The sequence below is a fragment of the Halobacteriovorax sp. genome (genome assembly GCF_048381875.1).
Taxonomy (GTDB): domain Bacteria; phylum Bdellovibrionota; class Bacteriovoracia; order Bacteriovoracales; family Bacteriovoracaceae; genus Halobacteriovorax_A; species Halobacteriovorax_A vibrionivorans.
Genome location: NZ_JBLXBP010000003.1, coordinates 709,334 through 723,276, shown reverse-complemented (window position 1 = coordinate 723,276; position 13,943 = coordinate 709,334). Strand labels below are relative to the sequence as shown.

Genomic DNA, 13,943 nt, shown 5'->3' with positions numbered 1-13,943 from the left:
ATTTTCGATAGCTTACATTATCTAGTTATTTATAAATCAACCTCTTCTTTGTCAGGCGAATAAGGCGATAAAGAGAAGTAAACTTCTCTTTTCCCTTACGCTGGCAAAGCTGATCATCACTTGAAGCAATTTCTACGACTGCTCTTCTAACCTGCTCATAAGAAAAATCAGTATTTTTATATTTACGATTAACTCTTTCAACAAAAGTATTAAAAAGATTTTCTTCTCGCTTATATTTATTTTCTTGAAGTTGAAGAACTTCTTCTTCTATCTTTGAATCAATATCCTGATTTGCAAATTCATGCTCTTCTACTTCAGACATCTTTAAAACAATATAAGCACCTATAATTCCCTTTTCGTTCTTTAAAAGATCGAAGAAGGCGGCCACAGTTGATATAGATAAGACAACAGGAATGGAGCCTGGAACGAAAGCAACAATAAAAGCCGCAGCAGGTTTACCAATGACTTTAGATAGCCAATAAAAACCCTTAAGTTTGTATACCCAGCCTTCATCATTTTCCACAGACTCTTTAGGATAAAATGTCTCTATTTTATCTTGGTACTGCTTTATACACTTATACTCAGTACTTGCTTGTACAGGTACACTTAGCATAAAGACGCTTAATAATATTATTGAAATAACCTTTCTCATTGAAAATAATCTAGCATATCAAATCGTATTACTTAGATATACTCGCGATTTCATGAAATTATTATGTGAAAAATATTTAGACACCAAGCTTGAGTATTTCACTAAAAAACTAAGAAACTTAAGCTAAGCCTTTGTTTTTAATTAACTTAGCTAACTACACTTCTAAACCGAAGATTAGCTCGTGGTACAAAAAATTAACTTAGATATTCTTCTTGAAAGTATCGATGGCATAGCCTACCGGTGTCGCAATGATAAATATTGGACTATGGAGTTCATTACCTCTGGTATTGAAAGAATCACTGGCTATACACAAGATGAAATCTTAAACAATGCCAAGATTTCCTTTGATGATATTACTCTTAAAGAAGATAAACTAATCGTTAGACAGACTGTTGATGAGGCCCTTGAAGCTCATAATTACTACACAACAGAATATAGAGTTAGACACAAGGATGGGAGGATTATCTACTTATGGGAGCAAGGTGTTGGCGTTTATGACGGTGATAAAATTATTGCTCTAGAAGGATATATCTGTGATATCACAGCACAAAAGCAGACAGAAATAGAACTTAAAGAAAAAGTACAACAACAGGCAATGGAGCTATTAAGAGAAAAAGAAAAGGAGATTGAGCGCACTAATTACTTAAGAATATTAGAGTTAATAAAGTCAATGGCACATGAATTAAGAAACCCTTTGAACCTCTCAATAAATTCAACTCATTTACTTCAAGAAGAAATTAAAAAGATAAGCCCAGATAATACAAAAGCACAACGCATTCTATCAATATTAGAGGGTTCAAATAATCGAATCAATGAAATTGTTGAAACCATAGAGCTGACTTTTCGATCAGCAACACACAAGAGAGGAAAGCAAGAGCTTTATGATTTAATCATACAAAGCACATCTCATTTTCATAAAAAGATAAAAAAACATGGAATTCAAATAGAGATTGATGAAGGTGTAAAAGATTATATGATATTGGCAACAAAGGAAAACTTCATACAATCATTGAAAAATATAATTAAAAACTCGATTTCTGCAGTTAAAAAAAATAATGATAAATCTCGCAAGAAAATAGAGATATATGCCAGTATAGGTTCTAAAAACAATCTGCGATTAACAATAAAAGACTTTGGTATCGGTATATCTAAAGAGTACTTAGAAATGATAACACTCCCCTTCATATCAACAATAACAAGGAGTAAAGGAAGTGGACTAGGACTTAGTGCTGCAAAATATCTTCTACAAGATGATAATCTTGAACTAAGTTTTAACAGCAAAGAAAATGCATGGACAGAAGCCTATATAAATATACCAGAGAATAGCTGGGCCAAGATATAAACTATTCGACTTTTAAAAGAAGAAGGTTACTACTTACATTCTTCATAATATCTAATGAGACACTTCCAATTGATAAGTGCTCAAACGTATAGTGCTGAGGCTTTATAATCACCAGATCAGAGTTTTCTTTTTGCACAATTTCTTCTACACGCTTAGCTGCATCTTCGTTTAGTACCATCTCCAAAGAATACGAACACTCGATATTGGCATCCTTCATAATTTTGTGTGCTTTCTGTAATTCTTTTTCTGCTTTACTGCGCAAATCAGATAATTCGCTTGTTAAAATTTCTCGAGGATAAGGCTCATTGGAAAAAAGCTCTAGACTATATCCCACAAAGTTAATTGGGACGACACAATCCATATGGACCTTTGCTTCATTACATTTAGCGATGTGAATAACTTTTGCTAAATCGTCTTCATCTAAAGGTGTATAAGGTATTAAATAAGTAAGGTGAGAATAATTTTCTACGGCCTTCTTACTTACGAGAACATCTTTTTTTACATGAAATAAAGACTTCTCTGCAAATGTATTTAAAAAGAAGCGATGAAAGACACCATGATGAGTAATTCCTATTGCCATCATCTCTAGATCAACATGCTCTGTTAGATGCTCAATTCCTTCATTGATTGTGCCTTCAAAGTTTTCAAAATCAACCTTTTCTTTTTCAATCCCTACTCTTGCTAAAGCCTTATTGGCCATATCTAGAACTGTCGCTTCAATATCTTTATTCCAAATAGGATCTTTGATATAGCGAGGCTTAACAGTAAGAGGATGAAATTGTTTATTTAACTGAGGAGTCATTGTATCGATATGATAAATTTTGGGTTTAAGACCGAGACTACTCGCAAAGGAGTATCCAGACTTAAGGTTATTATCTGAGCCTTCATAGAGATCTGAACAGATTAGCATTTCTTTCATATTTCCTCCGAAGAATATAACATACTCATTTTATTTTCATCGAAGAATTTAAGATACTTAATTTAAGTTAGCTTATAGAGTTTGATAGATATTTACGACTCGACCTTCTTGCTTATGACTGTCATTACCTTCAACAAGCTTTAGTCCATCAAGTTCATTTAATGCCGAAAGCATGATTTCATCCCAACCAGAAATAAAGAATAAATAAAACTTATGGCCATCATCAATAAGGTTCTTAAAATGTCCGATTAAATGAGGAACATTTTCAGTACCAACAGAGTCATAAAGATAATAAGCATCGTATCCGTGGAACGCTTGCGGATCCTTTAAAAAGTCACAAGTTTGAAATCTTACATTATCCAAAGAGAAGTATTTTGAGATTTCATTAGTAAACTTGACCCTTTCATCAACTAATTCTAATCCAAGATAATTTAATTCCTTCTTAACCTTCATGGCCAGGTAAAACAGAGCTCTTCCAGAGCCGGAACCAAGATCACATAGGTTGCTAATACCATCAGTTGAATTAATGAAATTTACGAGAATATCCAGATCATCATAACAGGCAGTATAGACATGGTAGTTTTCGCCGAAGATTACATTGTCATCATCGCCGTTACATTCATTACCATCTTCATAGTCTTCAGGATAAAGCTCCTCAATACCAATGACTCTTAGAAGGCGATCTAAAATGAGATCACGAAAGCTTGGATCAAACTCCCCGGCAGCGATAACTTTTTGAACAAGCTCAACAACTTCCCCAACTAATGGGAAACTCAGTCCATCAAAATATCTCTCATTAAGAATAAGTGCATCTCTTCGATTAACTTTACAGATCTTGTTAAGAAACTTTGACTGCTTTTCAAATGGTTGTGACAGTACCTTAGTCCACTTTTTTTCAGGCTTTTGAAACATAAGTACTCATACCATCTAAAATGCCTTGATGCACCATTTAAATTTGCTCTTTCTAAATCCTATCTATTATAAGGCCTTTAAATAGTTATTTAGTGTTCCTAAATTATAGGCTCCACTATAAACAAGCCAGTGATAGATATTAGTTGGAGAAATATCCGGCTCCTTATCATTTACATCATAACAATAGACCTTAAGTTTTCGCCCATTATCATCAATTACTTCTCTTTGGATTCGAGTGTAATTATTCATACTACACTCTATTTCATCTAAAGTTGCTAGGTCATGATCATTTAAGCGATAGACAGCACCCCACATAGTCTTTCCAGGGGCTTCATACATATCAGCAACGCCACCCTTTCTAACTTCAGAATAGGTTGTATAGCGCAACTCATAGCCGTCTAATCTGGCCCTTGTTACAAATGAAGAACTAGGACATCTCTTTCTAATTTGAGAAATATCCATATTAGAACCAAATCCAAAAACAAGATGCTCTCCTTCATCAGGGGCCTTACCAAAGCCTCCTCCACCAGGAGTACAAACCATAAGTCGATCCATCTTCTGAACTTTAGTTTGAAAGCATTCTTCTAACTCAATAACTTCTCCGTTCTTTCTCTCTAGAATATTCTTCCCTCTTAGGCCATCTTCCCCACCATTTATTCCAGTAGGAGAACTAAGCCTTCTTTGCGAGATCATACTTAAGTCACTGTCTTGTAGAAATAAGAGATGGCGGTAGATTCCACTTCCTCCACGGAACTCTCCAATTCCACCACTTCCTTGTCTAATTCCCATCAATTCGATACGAACAGGTAAGCGACTCTCAAAGACTTCGGGATCAGTAAGAAGAGAATTAGTCATTCCTACTTGAATAGCACTTGCACCATCTCCACTAGAACTTGCACCGGCCCCGCCACCAAGAGTTTCGTAATATTGGTATTCTTCGTTACCAAAACTTAAATTATTCATTGTCCCTTGCCCATGGGCCTTAACACCAAGAGATTCAAAAATAAGATCACAAATAACTTGAGATGTTTCGACGTTACCTGCAACAACAGCACTTTCAATACTTGGATTTAGTAAAGAGCCCTTAGGAATCTTTATGTCTAAGTATCTAGCAATTCCATCATTAAGAGGAATCTCTTCTTTTATAAGACAACGTAGAGCAAATAAAATCGATGCTTTCACTACTGGCAGTGGCGTATTAAAGTTATGATCTCCGCAAGGAGATGTTCCAGAAAAATCAATCACTAACTTATCTTCATGGTGATTTGTCATTTTAACAGTAATTGATCTCTCATTAGTTATATTTGTATTAGAAGTACCTTCTTTAAATTTTTTAAGCACTTCAATAATCTTCTTATGTGAATAAGCTAAGATCGCTTCGGCCATTGCTAGAGTTTTTGTAGCACCATAAGAATCAACTAAAGAGTGAAGCTCTGTGCGTGCTTTTTGATTTGCCGCAAATTGGGCCTTAATATCATGTATATTTTGAATTGGTATTCGAGCAGGAAATTGTCCTTCTTTTAAAATATTAGAAAGTTTCTCTTCTAAGAAGCGTCCTTTTTCAATAATTCTCTCAGGAGCAATAACAACACCTTCTTGAGACAATTTTGTGCTCTTTCCGGGCATTGATCCAGGACTTATTCCTCCGATATCAGCATGGTGTCCTCGGCTGGCCACATACATTGATAGCTTCCCTTCAAAGAAGATCGGTGTAATAGCAGTAATGTCTGGCAAATGTGTACCGCCATAATTAGGATCATTACAAATAAATCCATCACCTTCATTGATATCATCGTTAAATTTTTCAGCGATGGCCTTAACAGCATCCCCCATAGATCCTAAATGAACTGGGATATGGGGCGCATTTGCTAATAGCTCTGCCTCTTTTGTAAAAAGCGCACAAGAAAAGTCATTACGTTCTTTAATCGTTATACTATGTGCCAAGTTTTGTAGAGTATGCCCCATTTGTTCGGCTATCGATTGAAATCTTTGATAGTAAATCTCTAGCTCTACTTTGGCGTCACGCTCTGAAGTTTCATCTTGCTTTACATCTTCTTCTTTCGTAAGAATCCATTCACCATACTTATTTTTAGAACCTCTCCATCCTTCATCAAAGACCAAGCAGGTATTATTTACGCTTAGAAGAGCTGGGCCTTCAATGTCATTAAGTGCCTCATCCTTTATTAACTCTTCACTATGTCCAGAAAGCCTCTCTCCAGTTGAGACGAGACTAACAACTTCTGCCTCTCCTTCAAACTCAACACCGAAGAGCTTTTCATAGGCCTTTGAGAATTCGTTAGAGATAGCATTAAACTTTTCTGCTGATACATTAATTTCGTAATCACTACCCTTTGCACGCATCAGTAGCTCATTTGTAAAACGATCAACATTATTTAAATTTTCTTCAATCTCTTTATGTAGCTCAGTGAATTTCTCTTTAATCTCTTCTTCATTTATCTTAGAAAAGTTTTTAGTATAAGCTTTCATGACACGAAAACTTTCATTTGCTGTCCCTATTCCATAAGCTGATAAAACACTTGAAAATGGATGAACAAAAATTTTCTTAATACCAATAGCGTCTGCAACTTTACATGCCATTTGCCCCGCAGCTCCACCAAAGCTCACCATTGTGAAATCTGCTGGATCTTCACCCTTTTCAACTGAAACTTTTTTAATTGCACGTGCCATTGTTGAAGCGGCAACATCAAGAAATCCCTCTGCAACCTCTTTAGCATCCATTCCAGCTTCTTTAGCTAGCTTATTAAACTTCTCACTAACGATCTCTTCATCAAGAGCTTGATTGCGATTAGGTCCAAAAATCTTTGGAAACTTATCCGCTTCAAGTCGTCCCAAAAAGAGGTTTGCATCGGTTACAGTTAATGGTCCTCCATTTCGATAACAAGCAGGCCCTGGAAATGCCCCTGCAGACTCAGGCCCGACAGCAAATCGTCCTCCATCAAATTTTAATATTGATCCACCACCTGCTGCAACGGTATGAATATCAAGCATAGGTGCTAAAAGCTTTATTCCTAGAAAGTCTGGTTCATTATCAAGTCTGATCTCACCATCATAGATAGCAACATCAGTTGAAGTACCACCCATATCAAAAGTGATGATCTTATTGATATCTCTCTTTACACTGCTTTTGATAGCACCGATTAGACCACCAGCAGGCCCTGAAAGAAGAGTATTTTGTCCTTTTAAAGTCTTAGCATCACATAATCCACCATTTGATTGCATGTAAACAATATCAACACCGCCTAAGTCATCTTCTAACTCTTTTGTATAGATATCTAAAAGAGGAGTCAAATATGCATCCACGACAGATGTCTCAGCACGATATACATACTTTGAAATAGGGCTCGTTTGATGTGATAGACTTATATATTCAAAGCCAATATTTTTTGCGATCTGGGCAACTTTTAATTCGTGCTCGGGATTTATACATGAATGCATAAGTGCAATAGCAACTGAGCGAAGACCTTGCTCGTATAATCTCATTAATTCGAAATAGGCAATTTCCTCATCGAGTTTAGTAATGATATTTCCACTTGCATCTATTCTCTCTTTAATATTTACAACTGTTTTATAAAGAGGTTTTGCTTTTTTAATATCTAAGTCAAATAGGCGTGGACGATTTTGTCTTCTTATTTCAAGAAGATCTCTAAAGCCAAGAGTTGTAACAAGTGCACAATCAATACCGTCTCTTTCTAGGAATGCATTTGTTGCGACAGTAGTACCAAGTCTAACTTTATTAATTATTTTTGGTGAAAAATCATCTCCGAGAAGATTCTTTATACCTTGAACGACAGAAGATTTATAATGAGGAGATTTTGTGAGTAGTTTTTCCGTTTGGTAAGAGCCATTAGTATCGATGGCCACAATATCAGTGAAGGTTCCACCACAATCAATCCAAAAATCCCATTTATTATTTGTATCCATTCGTTTTAGCCTCCCGCTTTACATCATTGTGCAGAAGGCTTAACGAGATTGCAAATTACTCACTATAGACGTTGTGCTTTATGTCAGCATTGTACTTACCACTATTTAAATTAATAAGAACAAAGACCGAATCCACACCATACCCACTGTGATACTCAGACTGAATACTAATATTATACGCGGCACAATCTTTGGTTTCTAAGCAGCTTCTAATTTCCTGAATCTCAGACTTATCAAGGTCTTGCTCAAATACACGATCTAAATATGAACTAAAAGAACTCTGTGATAACTTAGAGAAGTTTGAACTAACATTTTGATATCCCGCTCTCCAAAGATACTTTCTTTCAACTTTTGCAATAAAAGAAACAATCTCTTCTTGCGCTGCCTGATCAAGAGCAGCCGAAGCAAAAACGAAGCTATTTAGCGCAATGGCCAATAATAAAAATACATTTTTCATAATTAACTCCTATTTTGTTAACCTTTTTGTTAACTACATTGACTTTTTATCAAGCAAAGACCGTTCTGAATATTAGAATAAAGACATGAGTCCTATACAATTATTATTAATCGCTATTGTTTACCAAAAGTTAACAAAGCTTTAACGAGTACCCTATTTATTCAAATCAATAGATGCGTAATAATGTCATTCATATAAACCCATAAACAATTGGAGTAACAATGAAAACAGTAGGATACGCAGCACATTCACCAACATCGGGATTAGAACCTTATGAGTTTTCAAGAAGAGAACTAAGAGGCAACGATGTTGCCATTGAAATACTTTATAGTGGAATATGTCACTCTGATCTTCACACAGTACATGGAGACTGGGGAGAGCAACCCTACCCTCTTATTCCAGGACATGAAATTATTGGGAAAGTCATAGACGTAGGCCCAGAAGTAAAAAAATATAAAGTAGGCGATAGCGTCGGTGTCGGTTGCATGGTTGATAGTTGCCAAACTTGTGACCAATGCCACAATCATGAAGAGCAATATTGTCGTGAAGGTATGACTGCAACTTATGGCTCAGAAGATCGTATAACAGGAGAAATCACACAAGGTGGTTACTCAAAGCATATTGTTGCACGTGAAGAATTTGTTCTTAAAATCTCAGATAAACTCGATATCTCAAAAGCTGCACCAATTTTATGTGCAGGTATTACAACTTACTCGCCTTTAAAAACATGGAATGTAAAAAAAGGAACTAGAGTTGGTGTAATTGGTCTTGGAGGACTTGGGCACATGGCCGTAAAACTTGCATCAGCAATGGGTGCAGAAGTTACAGTTATTAGTCGATCTACAGATAAAGAAAAAGAAGCAAAGGCAATAGGTGGAAAAGCAATCCTATCATCTCGAGATGAAAGTGCACTCGAAGCAGCTGCTTCTTCTTTTGACTTAATTATCGATACAGTTCCTGTAAAACACGACTTTGATACATACACACCTCTACTTGATATCGATGGTACTCATGTGATCGTAGGTCAGGTAGGTGAAATGGATGAGCCCGTTACTGCGCCACTTATAATGGGAAGACGTCGTATTGCAGGTTCATTAATTGGTGGGATTAAAGAAACACAAGAGGTTTTGGATTTCTGTGCTGAACATAATATTCATCCAGACTGTGAGGTTATAAAGCCAGAGCAAATAAATGAAGCGTGGGATAAACTACAAAAAGAAAATCCATCTCATCGATATGTCATCGACATGACTAATTTAAAAGTATCGTAGAATAAAAAAGGGCCATTAATTGGCCCTTTTCTATATTTAATTTCTTTCACAAGAATAAAGAGAGAATTCTCCAGACCCATCAGAGCCATACATTTCAGTGATGAAGATTTCACCTTCATTTGAACGACGATACTGATAAGTTGCTCCATTAAAATCGCAGTCTTCACAAGTATCAACATAGAAGCCTAAACCACTTTGATTCCATTCATCATTTCTAATCGTTGTTGTACGAGCACCAGGAGTTACATATGTCCACTCTTCTCCAATATCATCATTATCTTCATGATTTTGGTTCATTGTTCCATCAATTATAACTTCTGTTCCTACAATTTCTTTTAGAGAATAAGGAAGTCCACGAGAATCATCTATTGCCTGAAACTCAACACTCATATTTATATAGACACCTTCACCATATACAAGCTCACAATTTAAACTAGCTGCTGAAAACGTGTAAGTTGATAATAATACAGTCATTACTGCAATAACTGACTTCATAGAGATCTCCTTAAGGTATTTGTTTTAAATCTAAATACTTATAAAAAGGTGTCTTTAAAAGATAAAATAAGAAATGTGTAAAAAAGAAAATAAATAAGAAGTTATTACTTACTGAAATTACTTACTTTGAAGATTTTTTGAAATCGTAACCTTAGTTCCGTTACCTAATGAAGATTCAAATTTAACTTTGAAATCCAATTCACGGCATACTTTCCTAATAATAAATAGTCCTAGGCCACGTCCTGTTTCACCATGTGTTCCTATTGTGCTTTGAAATAGCTTTTCAGAATTGCGATTAATATCATTAACAAGACTTCTTTCTATGCCTACTCCACTGTCTTCACATGAAATCTTTAATAAATCTTTTTCCACAGAAGCACTAATTTTAACTTCAGAATTTGCTTTTGAAAATTTAATCGCATTTTGAAGAATATTACCTAAAACACTCGCCTTCAGTGCTTCTTTATTTGTTCTAAAATGATAATTATCTTCACACTCTAGATTGAGAGAAATATTTACATCTTTGTTATTTGCTTGGTCTTGATATTCAAAGACCAACTCTTCAAGCAAGTTCTTTAGCGAAACATCAGCTAACATAAATGAACTTGAATGATCATCTATTACGTTACGAGTATTTTCAATGATGGCCTTAACTGACTTATAGTATATATCCAGTTTCTGATTGGCTTTTTCGATATCATTTCGCTTCATCAACCTTTTTACATGCTCTATAATCTGCATCTTATTGGCAATATCATGACTAATGATACGATTTGCTAAGAGAACATCTTTATGTGCCTCACTTATCTTCTTTTCTGCCAGCTCTAATTCGAGATTCTTTTTTTCAAGTTCATTACTATGTTGAAGATTATCAAAGATAAGCGTTTGGTAATACTTATCTAGTTTAAAGATCCTTAAAATAAAAAATTGAAAAGAAGTATAAAAAGATGGTGAGCTCATTTTCTCATCAATATGATAGATTAGAATATTTCCGTTTTGACTTGTCTTCACATCCCAAGTTAGCGAGTTTGAAATAAGTCTTGGGAGTGCTAGAAATACATCTCGATACATATCAACAAAAACAGGAAATATATCTTCCTCACTATTGAAAGTTAGTTTGATATCAAAAGTTGTTCTGCCTTTTTTAATAAGCTCAATACTAACAGCATTAGTATAAAATGTTTTAAAGGAATATTTTAAAATGAAATCGCCAACAAAACGAAAGCTAATCATACGTGAAAGAATATCAAGTACATGCTTAACAAACTTATTTGTTAAACCATGCCGAGTCATCCCTTCGTAGAATTTGTCATATTTATCATTGAGTGATTCTGTAATTACTTTGTAGTCATTCCAACTCATATATTTCTTTTCATCGCTCATGACTGAGTAGTCATAGCCTAAATTCTCAAAGAATGACTTTGGATCATCATTATTTTCAATAATGTAGTTTATATATGCATGGACTGCTTTATTACTAACGTTCAAATTCCCCTCACTTAGTAATTATAGAGACATATGGCATCCTTTTGCAAAAAAGATCAATTTATAATCTTTCTTAACCTCGTTTTAATAGAAATATCTCAGTAAAAATTGTAGAAAATGATGATTAAGGAGAACATAATGAATAGCATCATAAAAATAGTCTTAGTAATGACTCTGGGGCTTGCCTCTTCAGCAAGTACAAAGATTGAAAAAATGGAGAGCTGCTTATTCATCGCCCTAAAACTCCAACCCTTTTAGGAGTTGACCTAAATGATTATCGAGAAGACTTTCCATCCGAGCCTAATGATCCTCGCTTTACAGATGATGATGAAGACGGCAAGCCTGGAGTTACAGTCAACTTAACATTTAAACCATTTGTCGATGAAGAGTTATATATCGCTAGAAAAGAGATTTTTTCATACGATATGAAGAAAATGAAAAATGGAATTTTAGCTGGATTTGTAAGAGACCGTTCTCAGCAATATATTATTGGTGCTTCTAAGGATGATCTTGTTACAGAGAGCAACCCTATTCAAAATCCAGACCTCTCAAAAAGTCCAATATACTTAATTCCTTTAAAAGAAGACCTCGACTGTGATCAACTTAAAGAAAGAAGAGATCAGTATTTCCCAAAGAGAGACCGATCTCATAAGGGCTTCTATCGTTGGTATGAGAACTAGTAAATTGATTGCTCAGAATATGTTGTAAAGAGCTCTAAGGCCTTAATACCGGCAAGAGAATTGCCTGTTTTATCAAGACATGGAGACCATGTTGAAATGGACATCTCATTTGGAATTACACCAACAATTCCACCACCGACTCCTGACTTAGCAGGTATACCAACTCGGTAAGCGAAATCACCGACTGAATTATAAAGGCCACAAGTCATCATTATGGCATTCATGCGCTTATTCTGGCTCTTTGTTAAGATTCTCTTTCCATTCCACGGATTCTCTCCATTTGAGCTAAAAAGTCTAAATGATCTTGCAAGATCAACACATGACATTTCAATTGAGCATATAGAAGTATAGGCTTCGATTACTGTAGAGACATCATTACGAATATTACCAAAGCTTTTCATAAAATAAGTAAGAGCATAATTTCGATTAGCACATTCGAGCTCAGAGTCTCTAACTTTTTCATTAATATAAATATCTTCATTTCCGCTTAATTCACGCACAAACTTTAAGACTTCATTTATAGGATCTTCGTAGAGATCAAGAAGAATATCGACCACAACAATTGCACCAGCATTGATAAATGGATTACGAGGAATACCTTCTTCATTTTCCAATAACACGAGAGAATCAAATCTTGTTCCAGAAGGCTCTCGGCCAACACGTTCCCACAACTTTCCATCAAGCTTTGAGTAGGCCAATACTAGAGTAAATACTTTTGAAATAGATTGAATAGAAAAAGACTTTTGAGAATTTCCAATTATATACTCATGTCCACTATTGGTACAAACAGACATTCCAAATTGGTTAGGATCAACTTTACCAAGTTCAGGTATATAGTCAGCAACCTTACCTCTTGTGATTAGAGGAGATATTTCTGAATAAATTCTTTCAAGGATTTGTGTGTATTTTTCTTCCATAGCGCATTCAAATTGAAATGGCCTGCTTAGTCAATTCCAGGGTAAAAACTATATACTATTAAGTAAAAATTAAGCTTAAATTAAAATTATGAATTTGTTTTGGTGCTAAGATATCTTTAGTGCAAGTTCTTGTTGGAGAATGATCACTCTGCGTACAGTACTCCGTTGCGTGTGCGGCTTAACAAAAAGGCCCTCTCTTTTATGACAGGGCCTTTTTATTTTCTAAGTGTTTCTAAATCTCTACGATAATTGGTTTATTCTGATAGATGTATTTCTCATCGAGGCTACAAGCATTGATAAACTTAATCCCATCTTGCTCCAAGACTCCATACTCTTCATGAATGTGCCCAAAGGCATGAATCTTTGGTTTAATTTCTAAGATCTTCTCTAAGAGAATATGACAGCCATCACGCTCACCGTTGTAGCAAAGGTCCATAATATTGGCCGGTGGGCCATGAGTTAGAATGATATCCACATCATTTGGAATGAGCTCCCAATGTTTTTGTATTTCTTCTCCACGCTCTCTCATAAAGGCCCAATTATGATACATAGGAGTTATGGGAGAGCCCCATATTTTTAGGCCATCAAGCTCCACTAAAGAATCATTTAAATAAATAATACCATGCTCTTTTAGAATATTTTCTGCTTCTATTTTTCTATCATCTTCAAAAGAAAAATCGTGATTACCAGCAATGACAACCTTATATTTGAAGTCTTGCATTCCGACAAAACGAGCAAAACTTTTAACATCATCAAGACTTCCCTTTCTTGTGAAATCTCCACAATGAAAAAGAATATCCCCACTTTCTAATGGAACTTTGTCATGCTGATTATGAGTATCTGAAAAAAATACGAGTTTCATAAGGTTGAA

The 13,943-nt window shown here is 35.2% G+C and carries 12 protein-coding genes; 3 read left to right on the top strand and 9 right to left on the bottom strand.

The window, feature by feature from the left end; genetic code table 11:
• Positions 1 to 25 precede the first annotated feature (25 nt).
• Positions 26 to 652 (bottom strand): hypothetical protein, encoded by a 627-nt coding sequence (locus ACN5L8_RS11950; RefSeq protein ID WP_419173119.1) that lies wholly within the window; start codon positions 650 to 652, stop codon positions 26 to 28.
• A 181-nt stretch (positions 653 to 833) separates the two neighbouring features.
• On the opposite strand from ACN5L8_RS11950, the gene ACN5L8_RS11945 reads away from it, so the two are divergent.
• Complete coding sequence (locus ACN5L8_RS11945; protein WP_419173118.1) at positions 834 to 1,994, top strand: PAS domain-containing protein; 1,161 nt, start codon at positions 834 to 836, stop codon at positions 1,992 to 1,994.
• A 1-nt stretch (position 1,995) separates the two neighbouring features.
• On the opposite strand, the gene ACN5L8_RS11940 is transcribed toward ACN5L8_RS11945, so the two are convergent.
• The 4 genes from ACN5L8_RS11940 to ACN5L8_RS11925 all read right to left on the bottom strand — a co-directional run bounded on the left by ACN5L8_RS11940 (position 1,996) and on the right by ACN5L8_RS11925 (position 8,224).
• Positions 1,996 to 2,913: a hypothetical protein gene (locus ACN5L8_RS11940; RefSeq protein WP_419173117.1), complete on the bottom strand. Its 918-nt coding sequence runs from the start codon at positions 2,911 to 2,913 to the stop codon at positions 1,996 to 1,998.
• A 72-nt stretch (positions 2,914 to 2,985) separates the two neighbouring features.
• A complete protein-coding gene (locus tag ACN5L8_RS11935; RefSeq protein ID WP_419173116.1) occupies positions 2,986 to 3,825 on the bottom strand; it encodes a methyltransferase domain-containing protein in 840 nt (279 codons plus the stop codon).
• Positions 3,826 to 3,891: 66 nt separating this feature from the next.
• Positions 3,892 to 7,767 carry a hydantoinase B/oxoprolinase family protein gene (locus ACN5L8_RS11930; RefSeq protein WP_419173115.1) on the bottom strand — a complete coding sequence of 1,292 codons (3,876 nt, stop codon included), beginning with the start codon at positions 7,765 to 7,767 and terminating at the stop codon, positions 3,892 to 3,894.
• A 55-nt stretch (positions 7,768 to 7,822) separates the two neighbouring features.
• Complete coding sequence (locus ACN5L8_RS11925) at positions 7,823 to 8,224, bottom strand: hypothetical protein (RefSeq protein ID WP_419173114.1); 402 nt, start codon at positions 8,222 to 8,224, stop codon at positions 7,823 to 7,825.
• A 221-nt stretch (positions 8,225 to 8,445) separates the two neighbouring features.
• On the opposite strand from ACN5L8_RS11925, the gene ACN5L8_RS11920 reads away from it, so the two are divergent.
• Complete coding sequence (locus tag ACN5L8_RS11920) at positions 8,446 to 9,495, top strand: NAD(P)-dependent alcohol dehydrogenase (RefSeq protein WP_419173113.1); 1,050 nt, start codon at positions 8,446 to 8,448, stop codon at positions 9,493 to 9,495.
• Positions 9,496 to 9,531: 36 nt separating this feature from the next.
• Here the strand turns inward: ACN5L8_RS11920 and ACN5L8_RS11915 are convergent, their stop codons facing one another.
• Both ACN5L8_RS11915 and ACN5L8_RS11910 read right to left on the bottom strand, forming a co-directional pair.
• Positions 9,532 to 9,990, bottom strand: coding sequence for a hypothetical protein (locus ACN5L8_RS11915; RefSeq protein ID WP_419173112.1), 459 nt, complete (start codon positions 9,988 to 9,990; stop codon positions 9,532 to 9,534).
• 117 nt (positions 9,991 to 10,107) lie between these two features.
• Positions 10,108 to 11,478 carry a sensor histidine kinase gene (locus tag ACN5L8_RS11910; RefSeq protein ID WP_419173111.1) on the bottom strand — a complete coding sequence of 457 codons (1,371 nt, stop codon included), beginning with the start codon at positions 11,476 to 11,478 and terminating at the stop codon, positions 10,108 to 10,110.
• Positions 11,479 to 11,900: 422 nt separating this feature from the next.
• Between ACN5L8_RS11910 and ACN5L8_RS11905 the strand changes: the two genes are divergently transcribed.
• Positions 11,901 to 12,155: a hypothetical protein gene (locus ACN5L8_RS11905; RefSeq protein ID WP_419173110.1), complete on the top strand. Its 255-nt coding sequence runs from the start codon at positions 11,901 to 11,903 to the stop codon at positions 12,153 to 12,155.
• On the opposite strand, the gene ACN5L8_RS11900 is transcribed toward ACN5L8_RS11905, so the two are convergent.
• Positions 12,152 to 13,072, bottom strand: coding sequence for a glutaminase (locus ACN5L8_RS11900; protein WP_120405187.1), 921 nt, complete (start codon positions 13,070 to 13,072; stop codon positions 12,152 to 12,154). The two genes, ACN5L8_RS11905 and ACN5L8_RS11900, sit on opposite strands and share 4 nt — an antisense overlap.
• A 232-nt stretch (positions 13,073 to 13,304) precedes the next feature.
• Positions 13,305 to 13,934 (bottom strand): metallophosphatase domain-containing protein, encoded by a 630-nt coding sequence (locus ACN5L8_RS11895; RefSeq protein WP_114705243.1) that lies wholly within the window; start codon positions 13,932 to 13,934, stop codon positions 13,305 to 13,307.
• Positions 13,935 to 13,943: the final 9 nt, after the last annotated feature.

Coding starts and splice junctions, on each gene's coding strand:
- ACN5L8_RS11950 (WP_419173119.1), bottom strand. CDS start 652: ATGAGAAAGGTTATTTCAATAATATTATTAAGCGTCTTTATGCTAAGT.
- ACN5L8_RS11940 (WP_419173117.1), bottom strand. CDS start 2,913: ATGAAAGAAATGCTAATCTGTTCAGATCTCTATGAAGGCTCAGATAAT.
- ACN5L8_RS11935 (WP_419173116.1), bottom strand. CDS start 3,825: ATGTTTCAAAAGCCTGAAAAAAAGTGGACTAAGGTACTGTCACAACCA.
- ACN5L8_RS11930 (WP_419173115.1), bottom strand. CDS start 7,767: ATGGATACAAATAATAAATGGGATTTTTGGATTGATTGTGGTGGAACC.
- ACN5L8_RS11925 (WP_419173114.1), bottom strand. CDS start 8,224: ATGAAAAATGTATTTTTATTATTGGCCATTGCGCTAAATAGCTTCGTT.
- ACN5L8_RS11920 (WP_419173113.1), top strand. CDS start 8,446: ATGAAAACAGTAGGATACGCAGCACATTCACCAACATCGGGATTAGAA.
- ACN5L8_RS11915 (WP_419173112.1), bottom strand. CDS start 9,990: ATGAAGTCAGTTATTGCAGTAATGACTGTATTATTATCAACTTACACG.
- ACN5L8_RS11905 (WP_419173110.1), top strand. CDS start 11,901: ATGAAGAAAATGAAAAATGGAATTTTAGCTGGATTTGTAAGAGACCGT.
- ACN5L8_RS11900 (WP_120405187.1), bottom strand. CDS start 13,072: ATGGAAGAAAAATACACACAAATCCTTGAAAGAATTTATTCAGAAATA.
- ACN5L8_RS11895 (WP_114705243.1), bottom strand. CDS start 13,934: ATGAAACTCGTATTTTTTTCAGATACTCATAATCAGCATGACAAAGTT.